We start from the raw sequence: 24874 nt of genomic DNA on the forward strand, positions 1-24874 counted from the left end.
TTCAGACGCTCATCCCTGATTCGACTGTCGCTGCTTCGGCATCCATGCCTCAGCCACGTTATTTGCGCCAACGGCTTTCGGCGACACCGAGGGGGGAATAGGTGCAACTCTGTTAGTCCTGAGCAGCTTGAAATATTTGAGCGATTTGCAGACATACGCCTATTTTCCAGGCACAGGATAACTTGTGCGAAAGCTCTCCCCAGGTGTAAAGCCGAGGCTTTGCAGAAACACTCATTAGTGGCTTTCATACTGATTAAGATAAATACACCTTTGAAGCCATCTTTGGGCTTGACTTCAATGACAGTTTCTCTAGTATGTGGACATATAGACGTCCAAACGTCCAGATAGACAGTTGAGGGAATTTTCAATGGCTTTTCATCACGCACAACATGCGCACTCGCTGAACCAGAGCTTGTCCGAGCTCAACGGCGACATCAATGTTTCTTTCGAGTTCTTTCCGCCCTCAACGCCTGAGATGGAAACCTTGTTGTGGAACTCAATTCAGCGCCTGGAGCCACTGAATCCCAAGTTTGTTTCTGTCACCTATGGTGCCAACTCAGGAGTGCGGGATCGCACTCACAGCGTGATCGAGAGGATCCAGCAGGAAACCGAGCTGGTGGCGGCGCCGCACCTGACGCTGGTGGATGCCAGTGATGAAGAGTTACTGGAGTTGGCGCGTCATTACTGGAACAGCGGTATTCGTAACATAGTGGCGCTGCGGGGCGATCTGCCGGAAGGCAGCCCCAAGCCGACACGTTTTGCCTCAGATTTGGTGCGTTTGCTGCGCTCGGTCGCCGACTTTGATATTTCGGTGGCTGCCTATCCTGAGGTGCACCCGGATGCGGCCAATGCCCAGGCTGACCTTATCAACCTGAAGCGCAAGATTGAGGCCGGTGCCAGCCGTGCCATCACCCAGTTTTTCTTCGATGTGGAGTCTTATCTCAGGTTCCGCGACCGTTGTGTGGCCGCCGGCATTGATGTGGAAATTGTTCCCGGGATATTGCCTGTGGGCAACTTCAACCAGCTCAAGCGTTTCGCCGCCATGACCAATGTGTCTTTGCCGGGATGGCTGCACCGCCAGTTTGAAGGTTTGGATAACGATCCCGGCACCCGGGCGTTGGTGGGCGCCAACGTGGCCATCGACATGGTCAAGGTGCTTTCCCGTGAAGGGGTGAAAGATTTCCACTTCTATACCCTGAACCGCGCCGAGCTCACCTATGCCATCTGCCATACACTGGGAGTGCGTCCAGGCAAGTAATAGCCTCTAAGTGAACCTTTGATAAAAGGAAGCCCACCAATCGGTGGGCTTGTCTTTAGTGAGTTAAACCTTGAATTGGCTGACCAACTGCTTGAGGCGTACCGACAGCTGCGCCAGCTCTTCACCGGCGACGGCTATCTGGGCGGCGCTTTCACTGCCCTGAGCCACGCCATCATTGATATTGTTGAGATTGCGATTGATCTCTGCCGAGACGGCGCACTGCTCATTGGCGGCGCTGGCTATCTGGATATTCATCTGGGTGATGGCGGAAACCGCGGCGCGGATCTCATTGAGAGCCGCATCGGCGTTTTGCACTTCGGCAACACACTTATCCATGGTTTGATTACTGCTTTGCATCACACCGACGGCTGATTGCGCCCCTTGTTGCAGGGTTTCAATCATCTGCTGAATTTCGGTTGTCGATGCCTGAGTGCGGCTCGCCAGGGTGCGTACTTCATCGGCTACCACGGCAAAGCCCCGCCCCTGCTCGCCGGCCCTGGCTGCTTCAATGGCGGCATTGAGTGCCAGCAGATTGGTCTGATCGGCAATATTGCGGATCACTTCCAACACAGAGTCTATCGCCTGACTGTCCTGCTCGAGCTTGTCGATAGCAGCCGCAGCGCCGCGGATCTCTGACTCCAGCCCGGCCATCAGCTCAACCACACTGTTGACCACCTGTTTACCCGAATCTGTGGCGGCATCGGCTTGCTCTGCCGAGTCGGCGGCAACAGTGGCATTTTGGGCGACCTCCTGAACCGTGGCAGCCATCTCGTTCATGGCGGTAGCCACTTGTTCGGTTTCCCTTTGCTGCTGCTCGGCGCTGTGGCGGCTGGCGCTGGTGATGCCGGACATCTCTTCGGCTGAGGTTGCCAGTGAGTCTGTGGCTTGAGTCACCTGCTGAATAGTTTGCTGGATTTTGGCTACAAACAGATTGAATGCCCGCGCCAGATCGGCAATTTCATCCTTGCTGCTCACTTCGATACGCTTGGTCAGGTCGCCTTCCCCTTGAGCGATATCTTCCATGGCGCTGGTAGTTTGCGCTATAGGGCGGGTGATGCTGCGGGCGATAAAGAAGGCGATAACGGCGCCCGCCAACAGCGCTATGGCACCAATGGCCACCAACTTGAGTTTGATATACCAGAGGCTGGCTTCCGAGTGGCTGCGATCCATGGCGATCGCCAGTACGCCAATGGGATTATCGGAAAAGTCAGTCACCTGATGCAGGTAGAGGACATGACTATTGTTATTCAGACTTATCAGAGACTTGTCAGCTTTTCCCTGTTGTACTTTCTGCAGCAGCGCCGTGTCTTTGAAAGCCGCGGTTTCAAAGGTTCCGCCAAAACGGCGGTAACCGCTGCTGTCAGGTGTCAGCAGGGCAATTTCGGCCTGGTAATTCTGTTTGAAGGCATCGAAGAAAGGCTGGCCAAATGACATGCCAAACTCAACCGAACCTGTGTGTTTTCCCTGATAAGTCATTGGCGCCAGGCCACGGATCCCGAGGCCGGCCACACCCTTCTCGAGCCCCATTATCGGCTGCTTGCTGTTGTTGGTCTGCACTACGGTTTGGCGAAACCCTGAGAGATCGTCACCGAACTTTTCCGGTTTATGTACCCTGAGGAAAGAGGTGGCCGGTGGCAGATGGAACTGAAACTGCTGCACGGCAAAATCCCGTTTCAATGGGGTGAACAGTTGTTGGCTGCGGTTGTTGAGTGAGTCCCTGTCGCCGAAGGCGAATTCCTGCTGCATTTCCGGGGTGTTGGCCACCACTGTGGCCAGCGCCTCGGCCAATCTGCCTGAAGAGTCAATTTCAGCAATCGCAGTTTGATACAGCTTATGCAGTTCACGCTGCTCGGCATTGTCAATTTGGCCGGAAAATTCCGACAGTACCAAGGGCATGATAAAGCTCATCATGGCGATAAGCACGGCGCAGATCCCCAGCACGATTCGAGTGCCGATTTTCAAATGTGAGAACAAGTTAGCCTCCAGGCATGGGAGTGATTAAAACGAGGGCGCAGGATCTCAATAGCCTTGTAATAGCCACCGACCTTGCGCTGGGCTCATTGTACCTTCACCGGGTCAAACAAGGTTGGAAAATTATAGTGGCCCTTGTGTTAACTGATTGCGACGTATGACAAATTTTTGTCCCGATCCGTTTACTTACTGAACAGATGTGCGAGGCAGATCGGGTTTATTTTCGATCGGCTATTTACTTAGCAGGCTAAATAAATAAAATACTTAGCCTGCTAATTAATCAGTTAATCAAGATGCACAGATATATAGAACAGCTGACCGAGACTTCTCTGGGAGAGCGCTTGGGGCGTTTACACAGGTTGTGGCGCATGGTCGCCGATAACGAGTTGGCGCCTCTGGGGCTGACCCATCCTCGCTGGACCGCGCTGTGGAAGCTGAGACGCATGGGCGACCACATCAGTCAGAAGCAGCTGGCCGAGTCTCTGGAGATAGAGCTGCCTTCTTTGATGCGTACTCTGGGGCAGTTGGAGCAGCAGGGGTTGATCACCCGCCACAGCTGCGAGCACGACAAAAGGGCTCGCATCGTTTCCATGACGGCCCAAGGAGAGGAAGTTATTCGCTCCATGGAAGCCAGAATCATCCAGGTGAGGGCCAAGCTGCTGGTGGGTATAGATCCGGATGAGCTGGCCCATTTTGAAGCCGTGATCACCAGGATTTGCGATAACGCCCAACATCAGCTGCAGCAAGAACAAGATAAGTGAGAGAGACTTTATGACGCCAGATCAACAATTTGCCAGACTCGTTAAAATTTCCATGGCAGGCTTTGTGCTGGTCTTTGCCTATTTCATGTTGGCGGATCTGGAGATGCCGCTGACGCCGCAGGCGATGGCGACCCGCACTGTGGTCAAGATAGCTCCTCAAGTGAGCGGCCCGGTGCAATCTGTGGCCGTGGCCAACAATCAACATGTAGAGGCCGGTCAGTTGCTCTTCGCCATAGATCCGGCCCCCTTTGAGCTTGCGCTTGAGCAAGCCAAATTGGCGCTGGAGCAAGCGATGCAGGATAACGCCGAGCTGGATGCCGCCATAGAGGCTGCCAGAGCCGATGTCAGCGCCAATGAGGCCATGTTGCAACAGAAACAACGCGAGGCCAGGCGCCTGGATGCCCTCTATGCCAGCAATGGTGTGTCACGCCAACTCAAGGATCAGGCAGATACTGATGCCAGTTCGGCGCTAGCCAAGTTGGCAGCCTCCAAGGCGCAGTTGGCCAAACTCAAGGTTTCCCGGGGAACAGCCGGGACAGAGAATCTCAAGTTGCGCCAGGCCCGCAGCCGTTTGGCTCAGGCGGAATTGGATCTGAGTTACACCAAGGTGCTGGCAGAAAACGAAGGCATAGTAACCAATCTGCAACTGGCCAGTGGCAGCATGGCCAACAAGGGCCAACCTGTATTGGCTCTGGTGTCGGAACAGCTGGATATCATTGCCGATTTTCGCGAGAAAACCCTCAGGGGAGTCGAACCGGGCACTGAAGCCTGGGTGGCGTTCGATGCCGAGCCAGGCAGACTCTACCCCGCCAGGGTCAGCAGCCGCGATGCCGGTGTCAGCGCCGGACAATTCGACGCCAATGGCATGTTGGCGACACCGACCGAGTCGGATCGTTGGGTGCGGGATGCCCAGCGTCTGCGTTTGCACTTTGAACTCCTGGGTGAAGAACACCCCATGTTGGCCGCCGGCTCCCGTGCTACCGTACAACTGCTGCCGGACAACAGTTTCTACCGTTTCATGGCCAAGCTGCAGATCAAGGCTATCAGCCTGCTGCACTACATCTATTGAGGTGGCCGATGATCCTGCGTCACCACCCCTTGACTCAGAATGAGCTGCGCCAGTGCCTGCGCATAGCCACCGGCGCCAGCCTGGGCTTTCTGATCTGTAAGCTGATGAATTGGAATTACGGGGTGTTTTACACTGTCACCCCCATGTTGTTGCTGGGACTGGTACCTGTGATGAATGGCCATGCGGCGCGTCAGTTGCTGGCTGCTGCGGCCATCTGTGGGATTGAGGTTGGCATCATAGGCGGTTTGCTTGGCAGCCATCCGGCACTGATGACCTTGATTGTCTTCGTACTGTTTCTGTATCGCTTTGCCTGTATGTCCCGTGGCGCTCTGTTTCTGTTTGGTGCCAACGGGGTGATCAGCCTCAGCATCATGCTGCATTTTGCCAGCTATCCGGATACCGATCTTAACGATCTCATCTTCGGTAACTTTTGGGCCAGTGTACTGTCTGTGCTGATAGCTTATTTGATGACAGTGCTGATCCCGGATGTTGAACCTCGCAGCGCTTATGTGCCCGGGCCCAAGCAGCCCCACAGAATGCGCCATGAAGCGCTGATGGGGGCCAGTGTTGCAACCCTGTCGTTTCTGATATTCCAGGCTTTTGATCTGCGCGACTCCATGTCGGCTCAGGCAACTACCTTGCTGTTGCTGTTCCCCATGCATTGGAATGGGGCTCTCGACTACGCCCGCAAACGGGCAATGGGCACTGTACTCGGGGTGGTATACGGGATGGCGGTGCAGCTGTTTCTGTATGATTGGTCCGGTGTGCTTTTGTTGGTCGTACCCATGCTCTGGTTCGGTACCCTGTTGTTTGCCCAGGCCCATGTCAAAGAGGCCAGTGGCTCGGCGGTGGGCTTTGGTGCCATGACCACCTTGGGAATACTGTTCGGCCAATACCTGACTCCGGGGAATGATCTGATCTTCAGTGCCCTGTATCGGGTGAGCAGCATTCTGGTGGCCATAGTCGGTACTTTACTGGCCTGTTACCTGTTACATCATTTTCTCAACAGTTTTGAGGCGACCCGCTTTGGAGAGTAATTACCTCTAAACGAGAATCGTTATCCAATACATTGTTAGAAAAGGGTTTTTTATAAAACTCAAATCGTAAGCAAATATTTCAAAGCCTGGGATTCATATGAGCTGCAAACCTTATGGCATCTGGATTGTGCCCGGTTACCCTGGTTTTTTGATATTTATCGCAAACTTCTCATATATGTGATTTGGATCTATGCTATAGCCCTTACTCATAATGGGGGATAACAGATGAAATCAATCACGCTCGCCGCAGGTGGCCTGCTGCTGCTGGCTCAGTCCATAGGAACCGCTATGGCAGCACAACCGGCTATGCCACCACAGGCCGCGCTTTGTGGCAGTTGCCACGGCCCTCAGGGACAGGGCGTAGAGCCGCTGGGCCCAAGGCTCGCCGGACTTTCCAGCCAATATATTCAACAACAGATCAAGCTGTTCCAGGCGGGGACCCGCCAAAACGCCACTATGATGCCCATGGCAATGACTCTGCAGGGTGATGAGGTTATCGGCCAGGTGGCGGATTACTTCTCTGCCCAGAGCGTCGCCGAGGTCAAACCCAAGCTCAGAGGTGAGCAAGTGGTATTTGCCGATCCGACTGAAAAACTGGTGTATCAGGGCGACTGGACCCGGAACCTACCCGCCTGTGTAACATGTCATGGCCCGTCAGGCCTGGGTGGCGGCACTTTTCCAAGGCTTGCCGGTCAGCAGGCCAGCTACATCAAGACTCAACTGCACGCCTGGCAGGATGGCACCCGTAAAGGTGATGTCGATGGCATGATGGAGCATGTTGCCAAACAGCTCGATAGCGCCGAAATCGACGCTATCGCCAGTTATTTTGCCAATCTCAAGTAAGGACGCAGCATGAAAAAATCTACTCTGTTTATCATGGGTGCTGTGGCCGCAATGACAGCTCAGGCCCAGGCCGAGAACCTTCCCGATCGCCAGGCGCAATTGCCTTCTTCTCCCAAGGTGGAGGGACAGGAGTATCTGATCCCCAGACCGCTGGATGCCATTCCGGCCGGTGCCTTTGGTGACAAGGTGCGCAAGGGCTATCAGCTGTTCGTCAATACTCAGCAACTGCGGGATAAATACGTCGGCAATGAGCTGAACTGTGTCAACTGCCACATGGATGCCGGCCGTAAGCCTAATGCTTCTCCTATCTGGGGTGCCTATTTCGCTTATCCTGCTTATCGGAAGAAGAATGATAAGGTCAACAGCTTCGAAGAGCGTATCCAGGGCTGTTTTACCTATTCAATGAACGGCAAGGCGCCAAAGAGCGGCAGCCCTGAGTTGGTGGCCTTGTCTGCCTATGCCTATTGGCTTGGGGTCGGTGGCTTGATGGATCAATACGGCGTCAACGGCGAAGTGCCTGAACTGGCCGATGCCGAGCTTATCAAGGGCGGCAAACGGGAAGACTTCCCTATTCCTGAAGCCATTAAGCAGCAATTGACGGTAGAGCAACGCGCCAATCTGCCGGGCCGGGGTTACCCTTCAATCCCCAAACCTGAGCAGGCCTATGACCCTGCCCGTGGTGAGCAGGTTTATCAGGCCCATTGTCAGGCATGTCATGGTGCCGATGGCCAAGGTCAGGCGATAGCCGGTGTATATGCCTTGCCACCTCTTTGGGGGCCTCAGAGCTTTAACTGGGGCGCCGGAATGCACAGGGTTAACACGGCTGCTTTCTTTATTCACGAGAATATGCCACTGGGCAAGAGTATGCAGCTAACCACTCAGCAAGCCTGGGATGTGGCTGCCTATATCAACTCCCATGAGCGTCCTCAGGATCCCCGCTTCAAAGGAAAGCTCGAGGAAACCCAAGGCAAGTATCACAAGCATGCCGGTTACTATGGTAAAGAAGTAAAGGGTATCTTGCTGGGCAAAGAGGCTTATCCAGTCTTCCCCAAGAAGCAGTAAGCTCAGAGCCTTAATCTATTCAGCGCGCCCATAGGCGCGCTTTTTTATACCTGGCTGCAAGGAGTAGGGATTGCAGCTCTGCTGGCTATAGACCACCGAGGGGACAGGCATTAAATAGCCGGGAGGGCATAGAAATAAATAGAAAGGCCGGTCTCAGGGGAATGACCGGCCTTGGATACTGATGGGCTCAAACGGAGATGAACCCAGGCATCATGCTCTGCTTAGATGATCAGAGGTTGTTTTCCAGGTACTGGCGGATAGCTGTGTCGTTGAAGACACAGGCATGGTTGCCGCCGAAACCGACTTCGAGAGCGAAAACGCCATCGCCGATACGCATGTTCTTGGCTTCTTCGGCATTGTCGTTGATGTTCTTTATATGCAGGGTTTTGATCTGCGCAACAATCTCTTCCTTGGCGTCCTGGTCGTTGGCGAGTTCTCTGAACGCGGATTTGACACGATCCAGTGCATAGGTGGGCACGTACATGATCTCTTTGGCGCTGTCGAAGCTGTCCCAGTCAAAGGTTACGTCCAGGTCGGCATCCAGAATGCTTTTTATGTCCTGCTTGAACTCAACCACATACTGCTCTTCGATAGAGCGCTTCCATTGTTTTTCTTGTAAACCCATTATTTCCTTCTCTATAAGTTGAGGAGAGCGCGTACTGGCTATTCAAGCAACCGATTTACGCCCCCAAATCATATCCCTTGGTTTGTTTCCAAGGAGGTAAACCGGGGCCAGTCTACCTATTTTGTGGCATGGGATCCATAGGGTTATAACCGAAAATGCTTCCTTAAAAATAAATTAAAAACTCAGCTAATCAATGAGGTTGGTTGTTTCTGTCCGGTGACAGGCTATTTGTTCGCGAATAGAAACACTCGTTGGCAACTCTCTAGCGGCGATGACAAATCCTCGCTGTTATAGGGGCGGTAAGCAGCTTGGCCGCTATGCTTAGCGTCATACTGAGGCAGTGGTCGCCGCGCCTTATCACTGACTCCTGGGGGGGGAAATTCGGCATTGACTTGAGCTGGGGCGCAGTAGATGTGGGCCGCAGTTTGCTCCATTATGATAGGGAGTCTTGGCTATTGGCTGCAGCAATATCGGGGGAAATGCTTACTCTTTGTTGGGAAGATTACTTTCTTTAGCTTGGCAGTTCAGCTTCTGTCTATTGGCAAGGGTTTTTCCCTGGGGCAAGATGAATTCAGCCGTATGCCGTTTTGCTCGAATTTTCAGCAGGATTACAGGGATTGTCATGACTCAGACTCACTATATTGCCCGTTGCCATTGTGGCGGGGTTCAGTTGGCGCTCACTTTTCCCGAAGGAGTGAACAATGTTCGCCGTTGTGATTGCTCCATGTGTCGCCGCCGCGGCGCGCCGGTAGCCTCTGTGTCCTTGGCCAATCTCAAGCTGGTTAGCGGTGCAGAGCTGCTCAGCTGTTATCAGTTCAATACTCATACCGCCAAACATTATTTCTGTAGTCGCTGCGGTATCTATACTCACCATCAAAGGCGCTCGAATCCAGAGGAGTATGGCGTTAATCTGGGGTGCATCGACGACTTGGATCCTTTTACCTTCAAGGATGCTCCCGTGATGGATGGCATCAATCATCCCGCTGACAGGGAGGCTTCATGACCGAAAAGTCTGCTGCTCGTTGCCCTGTATGTCAACAAGCCAACCAATGCGCCATGGCGGCCGGGACAGATCCTGCGCTTTGCTGGTGCATGAAGGCTGATTTTAGTTACCTGGAACTGACCCTGCGGGATATTCCCAAGCACAGTTGTATCTGCCGACACTGCTTAATCAATATAAAGAAAAATGCCGCTCACTATGAGTGAGCGGCATTTTTACCGAGTTGATTTAATCCGCTGGATCAGCCGCGGTCGTCACGACGACGGGGCTTACGATCCGGACGGCGCTCTCCAGAGTGCTTGCGAGGGCGACGAGCCGGGCGCTGTTCACCTTCGAAGCTCTGGCTGCCGGCTTCACGGATATTGATAGGTTTGCCACATACCCGTACTTTCTTCAGGTGTGCCAGTACGTCTTTAGGCATGCCGGCGGGCAGATCGACAGTGGTCAGGGTATCGAACAACTGGATCTGGCCTATGTAACGGCTGTCTATGCTGGCTTCATTGGCGATGGCACCAACGATATTGCCTACACCTACACCGTGTTCACGACCCACATCCAGCACGTAACGGCACATCTGCAGATCCGGGTTGTCCTTCAGGGAATCGGCCTTGCCTAGATCGCCGGGAACCGGACGAGAGTCACGACGGCGCGAACCACGCTCTTCCCGTGAACCACGATCGTCGCGTGAGCCGCTGCGCTCATCACGGCTGTCACGCTGACGTTCCTGGATCGGAGGCAACTGCAGCGGACGCTCTTGCTGTACCTGGTGCAGCAGTGCAGCAGCCAGAATATCTGTGTCCACTTCCAACTGCTGACACAGCTGAGCCACGGCGCCTTTCATAAAGTCCAGCTCTTCGTTGGCTATGATGGCAGCAACCTGTTCGCCCAGGCGTGACAGACGGCGCTCGGCCACAGTCTCAGGGCTTGGGACCTTCATCGGGGAAATACGGCTGTTGGTGGCACGCTCAATGGTGCGCAGCATGCGCATCTCTCTGTGGGTCACAAACAGAATCGCCATCCCGGTACGACCGGCGCGGCCGGTACGACCGATACGGTGTACATAGGCTTCGGTATCGTAAGGGATGTCATAGTTGACTACGTGACCGATACGCTCAACGTCCAAGCCACGGGCGGCAACGTCGGTGGCAATCAAAATGTCCAGCTTACCGGACTTGAGTTGATCCACGGCGCGCTCACGGGCCTGTTGGTTCATATCACCGTGCAGTGGTGATGAGGCGTAACCGCGGGCTTCCAGCTTTTCGGCCAGTTCCACACAGGAGTTACGGGTACGCACAAAGATGATGATACCTTCGGTGTTTTCCACTTCGAGCACACGTACCAGGGCTTCCAGTTTGTTGTGCTGAGACACCTGTACAAAACGCTGCTCGATGGAGTCAACTGTGGTGTGGCTGGCGGCAATGCTGATGGTGGCAGGGTTGTTCAGGTGCTTGTTGGCAACCCGCTTGATCTGCTCAGGCATGGTGGCAGAGAACAGTGCCAGCTGACGCTCGGCCGGAGTATGATCCAAGATCCACTCGATATCGTCGATAAAGCCCATTTTCAGCATTTCATCGGCTTCATCCAGCACCAGAGCCTTGAGGCTGTCGAGCTTGAGGGTGCCACGGCGCATATGGTCCATGACCCGGCCTGGAGTACCAACAACTACCTGAGGGCCGCGACGCAGCGCCTGCAGCTGTTGGTGCATGCTTTGACCGCCATAGATAGGCAGTACGTGGAAACCTTTCATGAATTTGGCATAGCTTGAGAAAGCTTCAGCTACCTGTACCGCCAGTTCGCGGGTTGGTGCCAGCACCAGAATTTGCGGTGCGTTGAGGTTATGATCTGTTGCATTAAGCAGAGGCAGAGCGAAGGCGCCGGTTTTACCCGTACCTGTCTGTGCCTGGCCGAGAATATCCTGGCCCGCCATCAGGGGGGCGATACTCGCAGCTTGAATTGGGGTCGGGTTCTCGTAGCCGAGCTCATCTAGAGCACGCAGCAACGCCTCGGAGAGGCCGAGTTCTCGGAAAGTTTTTTCACTGGATGACATGGGTTGTAGCCTTGTGGACGCGTCTGGATGACGCAGAAAGTTTCACAGACAGAAAATCAACCCCGTGTCGATTTCCCGCACCGAAAACGCCAGATTATAACAGCGAAATCTGCTTCTTTCCACGGCTAAAGGAATTTTTATGGCAAATTTAAAGCAAATAGTAGGCCAACTATCGGTTTTGTAACTGCTTAGTTGGCAGTCGCAGCAACTGTTCCGCCGCCTCGGCCACGGCGCCGATGAAAGGATAATCCAGTCTGTCTGCCGTGTCGTCACGGGTATGGTACTGGGCGTGGGCGGGAACGCCGAAATAGAGCCAGGGGATCCCAGCCTGGTGGAAGGGATAATGATCCGAGGCCCTGAGCCAATCGGTACGCTGCACGCTGCGACCAATAGGGCGCGGATGACTGGGACGAATGCACAGCCCTGTGCCCGCCATCAGTGCGGCGCTGAAGTCATCATAGTGGTGGAAATAGCGGCTGCCTTCGAGGTAGATGGCATAAGGAAGCCCGGGCCTGCCTATCATATCCAGATTGACCGCCAGCGAGATGTGCTCGGCAAAACCGCTCTGTTGCAATGCGCTCACCAAGGCCTTGCTGCCATAGAGTCCCGGCTCTTCGGCGTCACTGGCAATAAACAGCAGGTTGTAGCGACTGGGCGCTTGTTTGACTCTTCGGGCTATGGCCAACAAGGCCGCCACGCCAGAGGCGTTGTCGTCGGCTCCCGGATAAAAGCCCGGGCCGCGATCGCCCAGATGATCATAGTGGGCAATCAGCAGGCGCCACTCAGTGGTCGGCTGGGCAGCCGGCAGCCAGCCCAGCAGGTTGATGCCCCGAGCGTCGGCAAAGCCATCGACATAGTTGAATGAGTGTTGAAAGCCGCTCAGAGTCTCGGCAAGGGGCGGAAATACCGAAGTGGGTGGCTGCAGGCCGATTTGTTCAAAGCGTTCCGTGAGGTACTCACGGCTGAACGACGCCCCTTGGGTGCCGGTGCGCCGACCTTGCAGCCTGGGCGAGGCCAGCACTTCGACATCCTGTTGCAACTGCTTCGTCTCGGCCCAGCTCAGCAGAATCTCACCGCCGCAGCGTTCGGGCGAGCTGCTGCAGCCGGCAGCAAGCGCCGGCAATATCAATAGGAGTGCCCACAGCGGAGAGCGAATAGAGAGTGCCCACAGCGGCGGGTGGATAGAGAGTGTCATCGGCATCCAGCCTCCGGCAAGGGAAATCAACTCAAGCTATGTTGCAGTTTATACCATTCCCCAAGACGGCTTTGCCTGCTTATTTGGCGAGTTGTGCCATGCCGCCCTGATAGCCGGGCGGTGGGGTGTTGCCGCCGCGGCTGGCCGAAGGTGTCTCGGTTTCCGCTCGGCCCTTGAGCTTGAACACCTCAATACCCGATACCAAATGGCGCTTGGCGCCTATGGTGACCAGAGTCGCCGGGGGCAGGGCACTGGGTTCAACCAGCGCCGTGCGGCCATCGGGTAGGGCAACCGTAGTGCCGTCCGGGCCGGAATGCACTACTTCACCCAAATAGCGTTTGCAGTTACCCACCAAGGGATCAAAAGCCGCCAGCAATAAACCCGCCATACAGATAACCAGGGCCAATAACAGCAGTCTGTTGCCTGTCACAGTCACCTCACAGCATAGGTTTAAGGAAGCGGGCGGTATGGGACTCTGGATGCTCGGCTACCTGCTCTGGGGTACCGGCCACCAGAATGGTACCGCCACCCGAACCGCCTTCCGGCCCCAGATCCACTATCCAGTCAGCGGTTTTGATCACATCCAGATTGTGTTCAATCACCACTATGGTGTTGCCCTGGGACTTGAGTCTGTGCAGTACATCCAGCAGCAGCTGGATATCGGCAAAGTGCAGCCCTGTAGTGGGTTCATCCAGAATATAGAGGGTCTTGCCGGTATCCCGCTTCGATAGCTCTTTAGCCAGTTTGACCCGCTGAGCCTCGCCGCCGGAAAGGGTAGTGGCGCTCTGGCCCAAACGTATATAAGACAGACCAACATCCATCAGGGTTTGCAGTTTACGGGCAATGGCCGGCACCGCATCGAAGAACACACGGGCTTCCTCGACCGTCATTTGCAGCACTTCGTGAATGTTCTTGCCCTTGTACTTCACTTCCAGCGTTTCACGGTTGTAGCGCTTGCCCTTACAGACATCGCAAGGCACGTAAACATCCGGCAGGAAGTGCATCTCTACCTTAATAAGGCCGTCACCCTGACAGGCCTCACAGCGGCCGCCCTTGACGTTGAAGGAGAAACGCCCCGGCTGATAGCCGCGGGTACGGGATTCCTGAGTCGCCGAAAATAGCTCGCGGATCGGGGTAAATATGCCGGTATAGGTGGCCGGGTTGGAGCGCGGCGTGCGGCCTATGGGGCTTTGATCTATATCCACCACCTTGTCGCACAGTTCCATGCCCTCGATACGCTCATAAGGCGCCGGCTCTTCGGCGGTGGCGCCGTTGAGCATGCGATGGGCAATCTTGAAGAAGGTGTCGTTGATCAGGGTGGATTTACCCGAGCCGGATACCCCGGTGACACAGGTCAGCAGCCCGACCGGGATCTCCAGATCCACCTGCTTGAGGTTGTTGCCACTGGCACCGAACAGCTTGATCATCTTGCCAGGATCACAGGGCACCCGACCTCCGGCCACAGTGATCTTTTTCTTGCCGGACATATATTGGCCGGTGACAGACTCTTCACAGGCCATAATGGCGTTGATGTCACCGTCACAGATCACTTCACCGCCATGAACCCCGGCACCTGGGCCGATATCGATAATATGATCCGCCATGCGGATGGCGTCTTCATCGTGTTCGACCACTATCACAGTGTTGCCCAAGTCCCGCAGGTGAGTGAGGGTGTTGAGCAGGCGCTCGTTGTCGCGCTGGTGCAGACCAATCGAAGGTTCATCGAGTACATACATCACCCCAACCAGACCGGCGCCGATTTGGCTGGCCAGGCGGATCCGCTGCGCCTCGCCACCTGAGAGGGTTTCTGCCGAACGAGACAAACTCAGGTAGTTAAGACCGACATTGACCAAAAAGCCCAGGCGATCGCGCACTTCCTTGAGGATCTTCTCGGCTATCTGTGCCTTTTGCCCCTCAAAGCCCAGGGTGGCGAAATAGTCGCTGGCCTCGCCAATGGACCAGGTGGTCAACTCCGGCAGATTGATATTGCCGATAAACACGTTGCGGGCCTCTTCGCGCAGGCGTGAGCCGCCACAGCTGGAACAGGCCTGGTTGCTGATATATTTGGCCAGCTCTTCACGCACCGAGTTGGACTCTGTCTCCCGGTAGCGTCTGTCCATGTTGTTGAGGATCCCCTCGAACGGGTGGTTGCGAACCACTACATCGCCGCGGTCGTTGATATAACGGAAGGCGACATTCTCCTTGCCTGAGCCATAGAGCACTATCTTCTTCACTTTGGCAGGGAGATCGCCAAAGGGGGTTTCCACATCGAAGCCGTAATGCTCGGCCAGTGAGGTGAGCATCTGGAAATAGTAGAAGTTGCGTCTGTCCCAGCCGCGAATGGCGCCACCCGCCAGCGACAGCTCGTCGTTGGTGATTACCCGATCGGGATCGAAAAACTGCTGCACCCCGAGGCCGTCACAGGTCGGGCAGGCACCTGCTGGGTTGTTGAAGGAAAACAGCCTGGGTTCCAACTCGGCCATGGAGTAACCACAGTGAGGGCAGGCGAAGTTGGCGGAGAACAGCAACTCTTCATTGCTGCCTTCCTCCATGCTGGCCACAGTGGCCACACCGCCGGACAGCTCCAGTGCGGTTTCGAAGGATTCCGCCAGCCGCTGCTGCAGATCCTCGCGTACCTTGAAGCGGTCAACCACCACATCGATATTGTGTTTTACATGCAGATCCAGTGGCGGCGGGTCGGACAGATCGCACACCTCGCCATCGATACGGGCGCGAATATAGCCCTGGGCCGCCAGGTTCTCCAGTAATTTGACATGTTCACCCTTGCGGCCCTGCACTACGGGGGCCAACAGCATCAGGCGCTCGCCTTCGGGGCGCTCCAGCACCTTGTCTACCATTTGGCTAACAGTTTGTGCCGCCAGCGGCTGGCCGTGAACCGGGCAACGAGGCTCACCCACACGGGCAAACAGTAATCTGAGATAGTCGTAGATTTCGGTAATGGTTCCCACAGTAGAACGGGGGTTGTGGGAAGTGGACTTCTGTTCAATCGAGATCGCCGGGCTCAGACCTTCGATATGATCCACATCCGGTTTTTCCATCAGGCTCAAAAATTGGCGGGCATAGGCCGACAGGGATTCCACATAGCGCCGCTGACCTTCGGCGTAGAGGGTATCGAAGGCGAGAGAAGATTTACCCGAACCAGATAAGCCTGTAATAACAATGAGTTTGTCTCGGGGAATGGTCAGATTGATGTTCTTGAGATTGTGGGTTCTGGCACCGCGAATGTCTATCTTGTCCATCAGTCTCTACTTTGGCTAATCACTGGAGAAAAAGAGCACAAGTATCACATATTTTGCGCTGTGCCGATAGCGGCGGCGCATTTGTCCTACTGACACCATACTGTCAGTAGCAAGCCTTCAGCCGTGGGCTGAGGGCGACTTGGGTTTTTCTCTTTGAGCTGTTCAAAACCTTCGTGGTAACATGCGCTCCCTTAAAAAATTCTTAATCCAGGGCAAAAACTATGGCCAACGGTGGACTTTCCGGCACAGAAAGAAAAGTCGCGTTCTCATTAGCCAGTGTATTTGGGCTGCGCATGATGGGCTTGTTCATGATCATGCCTGTCTTCGCGCTCTATGGACAAGATCTCAAAGGCTTCTCACCTCTGTGGGTGGGTATTGCCATCGGCGCCTATGGTCTGACTCAAGCGATACTGCAGATCCCCATGGGGATACTGTCAGACAGAATTGGCCGCAAGCCGGTGATCCTCGGCGGCCTGTTGGTGTTTGCCCTCGGCAGTGTCCTGGCGGCTATGTCCGACAGCATTTACGGCGTTGTCGCCGGCCGAGCCTTGCAGGGTATGGGTGCCATCGCCGCCGCTGTGCTGGCATTGGCGGCAGATCTCACCCGGGATGAGCAACGCACCAAGGTGATGGCCATCATAGGCATGTGCATAGGTTTCTCCTTTGCCTTGTCGCTGCTGGTGGGGCCTGTGGTGGCACAGCATCTGGGGTTATCGGGCTTGTTTGCCCTGACGGCTGGCTTGGCGCTGCTGGGTATGCTGATAGTGCAGCTGCTGGTACCCAACCCTGTGGCTCATGCGCCCAAGGGCGATACCATGGCGGAACCGGGTAAGCTGAAAAATATGCTTAAAGATCCGCAGTTGTTTCGCCTCGATGCCGGTATTTTTATTCTGCATTTGGTACTGACGGCGGTATTCGTGGCATTGCCGCTGGACTTGGTGGACGCCGGCCTTGCCAAAGAAAAGCACTGGATGCTGTACTTCCCGGCCTTTGTCGGCGCCTTCTTTTTGATGGTGCCGCTGATCATCATCGGCGTGAAGCGCAATAATACCAAGGGTATGTTCCAGTTGGCCCTGCTGATCATGCTGGCTGCCTTGCTGGCGATGGCGCTGTTTTCCCATAGTCTTTGGGTGCTGGCGGTCGCCATAGTGGCCTTCTTTACCGGCTTTAACTACTTGGAAGCCTCGCTGCCCAGCCTGATCGCCAAATTTTGTCCCGTGGGCGCCAAAGGCTCTGCCATGGGGGTGTATTCCACCAGTCAGTTTCTCGGCGCCTTCTGTGGCGGTTTGCTCGGTGGTGGCGCTTATCAAATCATGGGCGCTGCAGGAGTATTTACCGTGGCGGTCGTGCTGTTGATTATCTGGCTGGCATTGACCCTGGGAATGAAAAATCCAGTGCTGCTCAAGAGTTATACTCTAGAGGCCCAAGTGAGTGGCCGTGAGCAGGCGCAGAAGATGGCCGCTGAGCTTTCTCAATTGCCGGGGGTTGCCGAAGCCATAGTGGTTTTGGAAGAAAGAGTCGCTTACCTCAAGGTGAACGATCAATTCGATTTAAGACAAGCCAGAGCTGTGTTAGGCTCTGTCAATTAAGCTAAGTATTACGTGAAAATCGCAGGAGATTTCGATGGCCAGTCGTGGTGTTAATAAGGTAATTCTGGTGGGCAATCTGGGACAGGACCCAGAGGTGCGCTACATGCCAAACGGCAACGCCGTAGCGAATATCACAGTGGCCACCAGTGAGTCATGGAAGGACCAACAGGGCCAACAGCAAGAGCGTACCGAGTGGCATCGGGTTGTCATGTTCGGCAAGCTGGCTGAAATTGCCGGTGAGTACCTGCGCAAAGGCTCGCAAGTGTATCTGGAAGGTAAGCTGCAGACCCGCAAGTGGAAAGATCAGAGCGGTCAGGACAAGTACACCACTGAAGTGGTTGTCGATATGGGCGGTACCATGCAGATGCTGGGTGGCCGTAACCAAAACCAAGGCGGTATGAGCCAGGGCGGCAATCAGGGCGGTATGAACCAAGGTGGTATGAACCAAAACCAAGGTGGTTACGGCGGTGGTCAGGCACAGTCTCAGTCTCAATCTCAATACAATGCGCCACAGCAGTCCGGCGGCTATCAGCCCAAGCCTGCTCAGCAACCGCAGCAGCCACAACAGCAGTACAACGCGCCGCAGCAGCAAAGCTATGGTCAGCAGCAGAACTCAGGTTATGCGCCCAAGCCACAGCAGCCAGCGCCGCAACAACAGGCAGCTCCGCAACAGCGGCCGGCACCACAGCCTCAGCCACAACAGCAGAACTACACGCCGGATCTGGATGACGGCTGGGATGATGATATCCCGTTCTGAGGTATGCTGGAGATAGGCTCTTGTGCTTGATACCGCAAAAAGCCACTGCAACTGCAGTGGCTTTTTGCTTGGTGCCTTTCGAGCTAAAGTCGCGGCTCTTTTTGTGGTAATCGTTTGAGGCTCGAAAGCGGGCCATTGCTTGTTTGGCTCCGTCTCCTTGGGTAAACCTGACCAGGCCTTTAGCAATATTATCGGCGTCATGGACGGTTTACTGAGATGCTTTCCTGATAGGTACAGATGCGCTTTTGGTCTCAAGTCAGTGCCCGCTATGCCTGATTCGCCAATAGCAGCAGGATATTTTTGATAAAAATTGACAATCTTTACATTTGTGAGTGGCTTATCTGTCGTTTAGTATTTGACGGTTTTTTAGACGGTGGGTCAATTTGACTTGATGAAGGTTATTCTGTTTCCCCGGCTGTCCATTGAAGATAGTGTGAAAGTGTTACTGATGTAATAGTTTGTTTTATCTGTTATATTCCTGCGTTCTGTTATTTCCCCTTGTGCTTGTTGCCGGCTTTTTTAGCGCAACCCTTTTCTATTTCCCGTCGATTGAGCCTCAGTTAATGGTGCTTTATCCTGCCTTTTTCGCTGTTGGGACAAAATTTACCTATATGTTTGGACAAAATGTCTTTCAGTGTATTTTTTGTTCATTTTGGTTTTATGAACTGATTTTGGTTTATTTATTGACTTTTTGTTCTGCTTGATTCTATTTTTGTGGTTCAATTTGTCATAGCTATTCCTTTGTGATCTCTGTCTCGTGTCATTATTTGTTATCCTGAGTTTCTTTAAGGATAATCTTACACAGAGTGTGGTCTTTGGTTCGACTGCACTTGGCAGGTCGCAGCCAAGGGCTGCGACCCCAATCAAAACTCATAACGACAAGAGTGTGAGGACGCTATGAACAGACGTCAGTTTTTCAAACTGTGCGCTGCCGGGGCGGCAACTTCAGCCATATCTGCGCTGGGGTTGTTGTCCGAGAAGGCTTATGCCGCAGTTCGGGAATTCAAACTACTCAGAGCTAAAGAGACCCGCAACAACTGCCCGTATTGCTCGGTGGGTTGTGGCTTGCTTATGTATAGCCAAGGCAGCGGTGGCAAAAACTCTGAACATGCCATTTTTCATATTGAAGGTGATGCCGATCATCCGGTAAACCGCGGGGCGCTCTGCCCTAAAGGCGCAGGCCTGGTGGACTATGTTAACAGTCCGCACCGTCTGCAGTACCCTGAGTATCGCGCTCCGGGCACCAATGAATGGAAGCGCATCAGCTGGGGCGAAGCTTACAAGCGTATCGCCCGTTTGATGAAAGACGACCGTGATGCCAACCTGATTGAGAAAAACGCCGATGGCGTTACAGTCAACCGTTGGTTGACCACAGGGATGATGACTTCATCCGGTATGGCGAACGAGAGTGGTCTTGCGACTCAGAAGTTTGCTCGTTCTCTCGGCCTAGTCGCCATCGATACCATTGCACGTAACTGACACTCCCCAACGGTAGCAAGTCTTGCTCCAACATTTGGGCGCGGTGCCATGACCAACCATTGGATCGACATCAAGAACTCTAATGTAGTGATAATTATGGGCGGTAATGCTGCAGAAGCGCACCCTGTCGGTTTCGGCTGGGTTACAGAAGCTATGCAACATAACAATGCCAAATTGATTGTGGTTGACCCTCGCTTCAACCGTAGTGCCGCTTTGGCCGATCACTATGCTCCTATCCGCTCAGGCACAGATATTGCCTTCTTGCTGGGTGTGATCCGCTATCTGATCTCCACTAACCAGATCAACTTCGACTATGTGAAGGCCTATACCAACGCCAGCTATCTGGTGCGGGAAGACTTTGAATTCCACGAAGGTCTGTTCTCCGGTTTCGATGAAGAGAAGGGCGACTACAACAAAGAATCCTGGTTCTATCAACTCGACGAAGACGGCTATGCCAAGGTGGATGAATCCCTTGAGCACCCACGTTGTGTATGGAACCTGCTGAAAGAGCACGTAGAACGTTACGACTTTGCCACTGTCAGCAACATCACAGGGACGCCGGTAGATGACTACCAGGTGGTCTGTGAGGCGATTGGCAGCACTTATACCAAAGACAGGGTTGCGACCTTTATGTATGCCCTGGGTTGGACTCACCATAGTAAGGGTGCGCAGAATATTCGTACCATGGCCATGGTGCAGTTGCTGCTGGGCAATATTGGTCAGTTGGGTGGTGGGGTTAACGCCTTGCGTGGTCACGCCAACGTTCAGGGCTCAACCGATATGGGTCTGCTGGCGCAGAGTCTGCCGGGCTACGTTAAACTGCCCAACGACAATGAACCCACTTTGGCCGCTCACCTGGCAGCGCATACGCCCAAGCCTTTGCGTCCGGGTCAAACCAACTACTGGCAAAACTATCCCAAGTTCTATGTCTCTTTGCTGAAAGCGTTCTGGGGCGATAACGCGACCCCTGAAAATGACTTCGGTTACGACTGGTTGCCGAAATGGGATCAGATGTATGACTTTGGCCGCTACCTCGACATGATGTATCGCGGTCAGATCAACGGTTGTATCGTGCAAGGGGTTAACGCAATTAACTCTATGCCCAACCGTAACAAGAACCTCAAGGCGCTGAGCAAGCTCAAGTACTTGGTCGTGCTGGACAACTTGTCATCTGAAACCGCAACCTTCTGGCAAAACGAACCCGGCTTCAACGAAGTCGATACCGCCAGTATCCAAACGGAAGTGTTCCGTCTGCCCACAACCTGTTTTGCCGAGGAAGAAGGTTCCATCGTCAACTCGGGTCGCTGGATGCAGTGGCACTATAAAGGCGCCAATGCTCCCGGCGAAGCCATGGCCGACTCGGAAATCGTTGCCGGCATCTTGCTGGAGCTGAAAAAGCTGTATCGCGAAGAGGGCGGTAAACTGCCTGAGCCTGTGGCTGCGGTTAACTGGGAATACACAGATGCCCATAACCCGAGCTCTGTTGAGCTGACCAAAGAGTTGAACGGATACGATGTTAACACCGGCCGTCAACTGAGCAGCTTTACTGAACTCAAGGCCGATGGCAGCACCGCCTGTGCCTGTTGGATCTATGCCGGTTCCTGGACCGAGCAAGGCAACCAGATGGCGCGTCGTGACAATCACGATCCATCCGGCAAGGGGATTACCCCGGGATGGGCATTTGCTTGGCCTGCCAACCGTCGGGTGCTCTACAACCGAGCCTCTTGTGATGTCAACGGTAAGCCATGGGATCCAAAGCGCACCATAGTCGAGTGGAAAGATGGCAAGTGGGAAGGCATAGACGTGCCTGACTTCAACGCCAAGCTCAATCCACAGGACAGTGCACACCCATTCATCATGCAGCCGGAAGGGGCGGGCCGTTTGTTCGCGCTGAAACTGCTGAAAGAAGGGCCGTTCCCTGAACACTATGAGCCGGTGGAATCACCAATCGGTACCAACCCATTGCATCCGAAAGTGGTGCACAGCCCAGTGCTGCGTTGGTTTGAGGGTGTGAAAGAAACCATAGGTACCAAAGACGAGTTCCCATACGCCTGTACCACTTACTCGCTCACAGAACACTTTAACTTCTGGACGACTCACTGCCGTTTGGCGGCGATCTCCATGCCAGAGACCTTTGTGGAAATGAACGAGCAGTTGGCGGCAGAAAAAGGCATCAAGAATGGCGACTGGGTGAAAGTGAGCTCCAAGCGTGGCCACATTCTTACCAAAGCCTTGGTGACCAAGCGTTTGCGGCCACTGCAGGTCAATGGTCAAACGGTACACACCTTGGGTATTCCACGTCACGGTAGCCATAACGCCCTCACCAAGAAGGCTTATAGCTGTAACGTGCTGACTACCGAAATGGGTGATGCCAACACGGGTGTTCCTGAGTACAAAGCGTTCCTGGTGAACGTTGAGAAGGCGGAGGTCTGATAATGGCAACACAAGATATTATTCGACGCTCCGGCACCTCAGCGGCAACGCCGGCATCGCAAACTCGGATTGGTGACGTCAAGCAAGTCGCAAAACTGTTTGATGCGACCAAGTGTAACGGCTGTAAGGCCTGTCAGGTGGCGTGCTCCGAATGGAACGATCTGCGCGAAGAAGTGGGCAGTTTCGAGGGAAGTTATCAAAACCCGATGAAACTCTCAGGCCAGGTCTGGACCCTGATGGAGTACAACGAGGTGATGGACGAGCGCAATAAGCTGCGCTGGCAGTTCACTCACTCAGCTTGTATGCACTGCGCCGATCCCGCCTGTCTCAAGGCGTGTTCGACCGCAGGCGCCATTGTGCAGCATGTCAATGGGGTGGTGGACTTCGATTCAGACAAGTGTATCGGTTGCGGTTATTGCGCCAGCGCTTGTCCGTTCGATATCCCCAAAATCGATCCCAAGGACAACAAGGCCTACAAGTGCACCATGTGTTCCGACCGTCTGGCGGTCGGGCTGGAGCCTTCCTGCGTCAAGACCTGTACTACAGGCGCACTGCGTTTCGGTACCCGTGAAGACATGTTGTTCTATGCCGATAAGCGGGTGGCTGAGCTCAAAGAGCGTGGCTTTGCCAAGGCCGGACTGTACAACCCAGAGGGTGTGGGTGGCACAGGGATGATGATGATATTGCACGATGTCACTCAGCCTGAAAGCTACAACATGCCGGAAGATCCGCAGATCCCACTGTCTGTCACTCTGTGGCAGGACTGGGTCAAGCCTCTGGGTACCGTGGGGATCCTGGCAACAGCCGCTGTGGCTTGTCTGCACAAGATCACCGTTGGCCGCAACATAGTCGAAGAGGATCAACCCGGTTATCAGCCGCCTGAAGAAGATCAGCAAGCGGCTCAGAAAGAGGAGGACGGCAAATGAGCGAGCATCACAAGCAAGAGATGATAGTGCGTCATAAGCTGTTCGACCGTATCTGCCACTGGTTTATTGTGGCGGCAGGTTTAGTCACTTTCCTGACCGGTTTTTCGTTCTTTTATCCTTCCTTCCAGTGGTTGGGTGGTATTGCGGGCACGCCTCAATTGGCGCGCTTCATCCACCCCATTGCCGGGTTGTTTATGTGTCTGCCGCTGATGCTGATGTTGGTGCGTTACTACCATCACAACAAGTGGGAGAAGAACGACCTGAAATGGATGCTGGCCATCAAGGATGTGATGTTTGAGAACGAGGACAAGATCCCGCCTATCGGCCATTACAACCCTGGGCAAAAGGTGCTGTTCCGTGCGTTTGTGGTGACATCTATCGTACTGACTGTCACCGGCTTCATCATGTGGCAGCCCTATTTTGCACCTTACTTCTCAGCCACTACCGTGGGCTGGGCCATTCTGCTGCACGCCGTCTGTGCTCTCATCATGTTGATTTTCGTGATGGTGCACTTCTGGATGGCGACCTGGGTAGAAGGTTCGGTCGCGGGCATGCTCTACGGCAAGGTCTCCAAGGCCTGGTGCCGTAAGCACCACCCCAGAATGCTGGAAGAAGATTCGGAAGCGGAGAAACATTAAATGAGTCATACAGCCGAGATACCCCTGGCCCCCGGCAGCGAGTCGCCGCTGGAGCTCAAACCACTGAAAGCCGCCGACCCTGCCAGCGTCTATCTGCGCAGAGCCAAGCGTTTGGAAGTGTTGGCCAAGGACTCGCCGCTGGCTGATTACCTGGAGCTGTGTCGCCGTTTGGTTGCTGTACAGGCCAAACTGGCGGCGAAGGAAGACTTCGGTCTTCCTCCAGCCTGGGACAAGTCCGAGGGCGAGCCCCTCACCGACTTGGGTCCCAGCGCCGACAGTTACTGGCAGAGCTTGCTGCAGCAGTTGCTCAGTGAACTCCTGCCGCAGGTGGATGAGTCGGTCGCCCGGGTGCTGCGTCTTTTGATGCAACAGGCACCCGAGCAATTGAGTGCCTGGGGGCAGGCGCTGCGTCAGGGCAACCTGAGTGCAGTGCCCGCCAGGTTCAGTCTGTTTCTGTGGGCCGCTATGGGGCTTTATTGGTCTCATTGGGCGCCGGCAGTTATTCAGCGCATGGATCAGCGCAGGGTCGAACAGCAGAGCCTGTGTCCGGTCTGTGGCAGCCATCCGGTTGCCAGCGTGATAGTCGATGAACCCAGAGCCGGTTTGCGTTATCTGCATTGCAGCCTGTGTGAGAGCGAGTGGCACTACATACGTGCCCACTGCACTTGCTGCGGGCATGACAAGGAGATGACCCTCTGGTCTCTGGACGACTATCAGGCCAATGTTCGCATCGAAAGCTGCGAGGCTTGTCATGGTTATACCAAGATGATGTTCCTCGAAAAGGCGCCGCTGATGGATGTGGCCGCCGATGATTTGGCGACCCTGATGCTCGACAGTCAGCTCAATGAGAAAGGCTATGGTGCTACCACAGTCAATCCCTTGTTGCTGGCCCACGAGACAGAAGACAGCGAGTAACCAAGCCAG

20 protein-coding genes are annotated in these 24874 nt (G+C 54.5%); 14 read left to right on the forward strand and 6 right to left on the reverse strand.

Going from position 1 to position 24874, the window contains the following annotated elements; all coding sequences use genetic code 11:
- Positions 1–367 precede the first annotated feature (367 nt).
- Positions 368–1258, forward strand: a complete 891-nt coding sequence (gene metF, locus ACMHXI_RS03935) for a methylenetetrahydrofolate reductase (RefSeq protein WP_025887953.1) — start codon at positions 368–370, stop codon at positions 1256–1258.
- 63 nt (positions 1259–1321) lie between these two features.
- Here metF and ACMHXI_RS03940 read toward each other — a convergent pair whose 3' ends face one another.
- Positions 1322–3169: a methyl-accepting chemotaxis protein gene (locus ACMHXI_RS03940; protein ID WP_413734115.1), complete on the reverse strand. Its 1848-nt coding sequence runs from the start codon at positions 3167–3169 to the stop codon at positions 1322–1324.
- Between the two features lie 353 nt (positions 3170–3522).
- On the opposite strand from ACMHXI_RS03940, the gene slyA reads away from it, so the two are divergent.
- From slyA to ACMHXI_RS03965, 5 genes are all read left to right on the forward strand, one after another.
- Positions 3523–3990 (forward strand): transcriptional regulator SlyA, encoded by a 468-nt coding sequence (slyA, locus tag ACMHXI_RS03945; RefSeq protein ID WP_025010189.1) that lies wholly within the window; start codon positions 3523–3525, stop codon positions 3988–3990.
- A 10-nt stretch (positions 3991–4000) separates the two neighbouring features.
- Positions 4001–5059: an HlyD family secretion protein gene (locus ACMHXI_RS03950; protein WP_028780629.1), complete on the forward strand. Its 1059-nt coding sequence runs from the start codon at positions 4001–4003 to the stop codon at positions 5057–5059.
- Positions 5060–5067: 8 nt separating this feature from the next.
- Entirely contained in the window at positions 5068–6096 is a 1029-nt protein-coding gene (locus ACMHXI_RS03955; protein WP_025010188.1) for a DUF2955 domain-containing protein, read from the forward strand.
- Between the two features lie 288 nt (positions 6097–6384).
- Positions 6385–6939, forward strand: a complete 555-nt coding sequence (locus ACMHXI_RS03960) for a c-type cytochrome (protein WP_232785981.1) — start codon at positions 6385–6387, stop codon at positions 6937–6939.
- 9 nt (positions 6940–6948) lie between these two features.
- Positions 6949–8001, forward strand: a complete 1053-nt coding sequence (locus tag ACMHXI_RS03965) for a c-type cytochrome (protein WP_413734068.1) — start codon at positions 6949–6951, stop codon at positions 7999–8001.
- A gap of 229 nt (positions 8002–8230) precedes the next feature.
- Here ACMHXI_RS03965 and ACMHXI_RS03970 read toward each other — a convergent pair whose 3' ends face one another.
- Positions 8231–8626, reverse strand: coding sequence for a hypothetical protein (locus tag ACMHXI_RS03970; RefSeq protein WP_025010187.1), 396 nt, complete (start codon positions 8624–8626; stop codon positions 8231–8233).
- Between the two features lie 622 nt (positions 8627–9248).
- Here ACMHXI_RS03970 and ACMHXI_RS03975 point away from each other — a divergent pair.
- Both ACMHXI_RS03975 and ACMHXI_RS03980 read left to right on the forward strand, forming a co-directional pair.
- Positions 9249–9629, forward strand: a complete 381-nt coding sequence (locus ACMHXI_RS03975; RefSeq protein ID WP_037436873.1) for a GFA family protein — start codon at positions 9249–9251, stop codon at positions 9627–9629.
- The gene (locus tag ACMHXI_RS03980; protein ID WP_062793687.1) at positions 9626–9832 is read left to right on the forward strand and encodes a cysteine-rich CWC family protein; all 207 of its coding nucleotides are present in this window, start codon (positions 9626–9628) and stop codon (positions 9830–9832) included. The genes ACMHXI_RS03975 and ACMHXI_RS03980 overlap by 4 nt, the downstream gene beginning before the upstream one ends.
- 35 nt (positions 9833–9867) lie before the next feature.
- Here ACMHXI_RS03980 and ACMHXI_RS03985 read toward each other — a convergent pair whose 3' ends face one another.
- The 4 genes from ACMHXI_RS03985 to uvrA all read right to left on the reverse strand — a co-directional run bounded on the left by ACMHXI_RS03985 (position 9868) and on the right by uvrA (position 16128).
- Positions 9868–11673 (reverse strand): DEAD/DEAH box helicase, encoded by a 1806-nt coding sequence (locus ACMHXI_RS03985; protein ID WP_037475015.1) that lies wholly within the window; start codon positions 11671–11673, stop codon positions 9868–9870.
- Between the two features lie 169 nt (positions 11674–11842).
- Positions 11843–12874 (reverse strand): M20/M25/M40 family metallo-hydrolase, encoded by a 1032-nt coding sequence (locus ACMHXI_RS03990; protein WP_243887489.1) that lies wholly within the window; start codon positions 12872–12874, stop codon positions 11843–11845.
- Between the two features lie 73 nt (positions 12875–12947).
- Positions 12948–13298 carry a hypothetical protein gene (locus ACMHXI_RS03995; protein ID WP_129586019.1) on the reverse strand — a complete coding sequence of 117 codons (351 nt, stop codon included), beginning with the start codon at positions 13296–13298 and terminating at the stop codon, positions 12948–12950.
- Positions 13299–13305: 7 nt separating this feature from the next.
- Positions 13306–16128 (reverse strand): excinuclease ABC subunit UvrA, encoded by a 2823-nt coding sequence (gene uvrA, locus ACMHXI_RS04000; RefSeq protein ID WP_107005168.1) that lies wholly within the window; start codon positions 16126–16128, stop codon positions 13306–13308.
- Positions 16129–16349: 221 nt separating this feature from the next.
- Here uvrA and ACMHXI_RS04005 point away from each other — a divergent pair, with 221 nt between their 5' ends.
- From ACMHXI_RS04005 to fdhE, 6 genes are all read left to right on the forward strand, one after another.
- Positions 16350–17717 carry an MFS transporter gene (locus ACMHXI_RS04005; RefSeq protein ID WP_107005167.1) on the forward strand — a complete coding sequence of 456 codons (1368 nt, stop codon included), beginning with the start codon at positions 16350–16352 and terminating at the stop codon, positions 17715–17717.
- A 34-nt stretch (positions 17718–17751) separates the two neighbouring features.
- Positions 17752–18474 (forward strand): single-stranded DNA-binding protein, encoded by a 723-nt coding sequence (gene ssb / locus ACMHXI_RS04010; protein ID WP_071238700.1) that lies wholly within the window; start codon positions 17752–17754, stop codon positions 18472–18474.
- Positions 18475–19371: 897 nt separating this feature from the next.
- Complete coding sequence (gene fdnG / locus ACMHXI_RS04015; RefSeq protein ID WP_093983768.1) at positions 19372–22386, forward strand: formate dehydrogenase-N subunit alpha; 3015 nt, start codon at positions 19372–19374, stop codon at positions 22384–22386.
- 2 nt (positions 22387–22388) lie between these two features.
- Positions 22389–23312 carry a formate dehydrogenase subunit beta gene (gene fdxH / locus ACMHXI_RS04020; RefSeq protein WP_025010179.1) on the forward strand — a complete coding sequence of 308 codons (924 nt, stop codon included), beginning with the start codon at positions 22389–22391 and terminating at the stop codon, positions 23310–23312.
- Positions 23309–23950 (forward strand): formate dehydrogenase subunit gamma, encoded by a 642-nt coding sequence (locus ACMHXI_RS04025; protein ID WP_025887980.1) that lies wholly within the window; start codon positions 23309–23311, stop codon positions 23948–23950. The genes fdxH and ACMHXI_RS04025 overlap by 4 nt, the downstream gene beginning before the upstream one ends.
- Positions 23951–24865 carry a formate dehydrogenase accessory protein FdhE gene (gene fdhE, locus ACMHXI_RS04030; RefSeq protein ID WP_215794438.1) on the forward strand — a complete coding sequence of 305 codons (915 nt, stop codon included), beginning with the start codon at positions 23951–23953 and terminating at the stop codon, positions 24863–24865.
- Positions 24866–24874 lie beyond the last annotated feature (9 nt).

The organism is Shewanella sp. BJSY2023SW005, from assembly GCF_047314585.1.
Taxonomy (GTDB): Bacteria; Pseudomonadota; Gammaproteobacteria; order Enterobacterales; family Shewanellaceae; genus Shewanella; species Shewanella algae.

Coding starts and splice junctions, on each gene's coding strand:
- ACMHXI_RS03990 (WP_243887489.1), bottom strand. CDS start 12,874: ATGCCGATGACACTCTCTATCCACCCGCCGCTGTGGGCACTCTCTATT.
- slyA (WP_025010189.1), top strand. CDS start 3,523: ATGCACAGATATATAGAACAGCTGACCGAGACTTCTCTGGGAGAGCGC.
- ACMHXI_RS03980 (WP_062793687.1), top strand. CDS start 9,626: ATGACCGAAAAGTCTGCTGCTCGTTGCCCTGTATGTCAACAAGCCAAC.
- uvrA (WP_107005168.1), bottom strand. CDS start 16,128: ATGGACAAGATAGACATTCGCGGTGCCAGAACCCACAATCTCAAGAAC.
- ACMHXI_RS03950 (WP_028780629.1), top strand. CDS start 4,001: ATGACGCCAGATCAACAATTTGCCAGACTCGTTAAAATTTCCATGGCA.
- ACMHXI_RS03940 (WP_413734115.1), bottom strand. CDS start 3,169: ATGATGAGCTTTATCATGCCCTTGGTACTGTCGGAATTTTCCGGCCAA.
- fdhE (WP_215794438.1), top strand. CDS start 23,951: ATGAGTCATACAGCCGAGATACCCCTGGCCCCCGGCAGCGAGTCGCCG.
- metF (WP_025887953.1), top strand. CDS start 368: ATGGCTTTTCATCACGCACAACATGCGCACTCGCTGAACCAGAGCTTG.
- ACMHXI_RS03975 (WP_037436873.1), top strand. CDS start 9,249: ATGACTCAGACTCACTATATTGCCCGTTGCCATTGTGGCGGGGTTCAG.
- ACMHXI_RS03965 (WP_413734068.1), top strand. CDS start 6,949: ATGAAAAAATCTACTCTGTTTATCATGGGTGCTGTGGCCGCAATGACA.
- ACMHXI_RS03960 (WP_232785981.1), top strand. CDS start 6,385: ATGGCAGCACAACCGGCTATGCCACCACAGGCCGCGCTTTGTGGCAGT.
- ssb (WP_071238700.1), top strand. CDS start 17,752: ATGGCCAGTCGTGGTGTTAATAAGGTAATTCTGGTGGGCAATCTGGGA.
- ACMHXI_RS03985 (WP_037475015.1), bottom strand. CDS start 11,673: ATGTCATCCAGTGAAAAAACTTTCCGAGAACTCGGCCTCTCCGAGGCG.
- ACMHXI_RS04005 (WP_107005167.1), top strand. CDS start 16,350: ATGGCCAACGGTGGACTTTCCGGCACAGAAAGAAAAGTCGCGTTCTCA.
- ACMHXI_RS03970 (WP_025010187.1), bottom strand. CDS start 8,626: ATGGGTTTACAAGAAAAACAATGGAAGCGCTCTATCGAAGAGCAGTAT.
- ACMHXI_RS04025 (WP_025887980.1), top strand. CDS start 23,309: ATGAGCGAGCATCACAAGCAAGAGATGATAGTGCGTCATAAGCTGTTC.
- fdxH (WP_025010179.1), top strand. CDS start 22,389: ATGGCAACACAAGATATTATTCGACGCTCCGGCACCTCAGCGGCAACG.
- ACMHXI_RS03955 (WP_025010188.1), top strand. CDS start 5,068: ATGATCCTGCGTCACCACCCCTTGACTCAGAATGAGCTGCGCCAGTGC.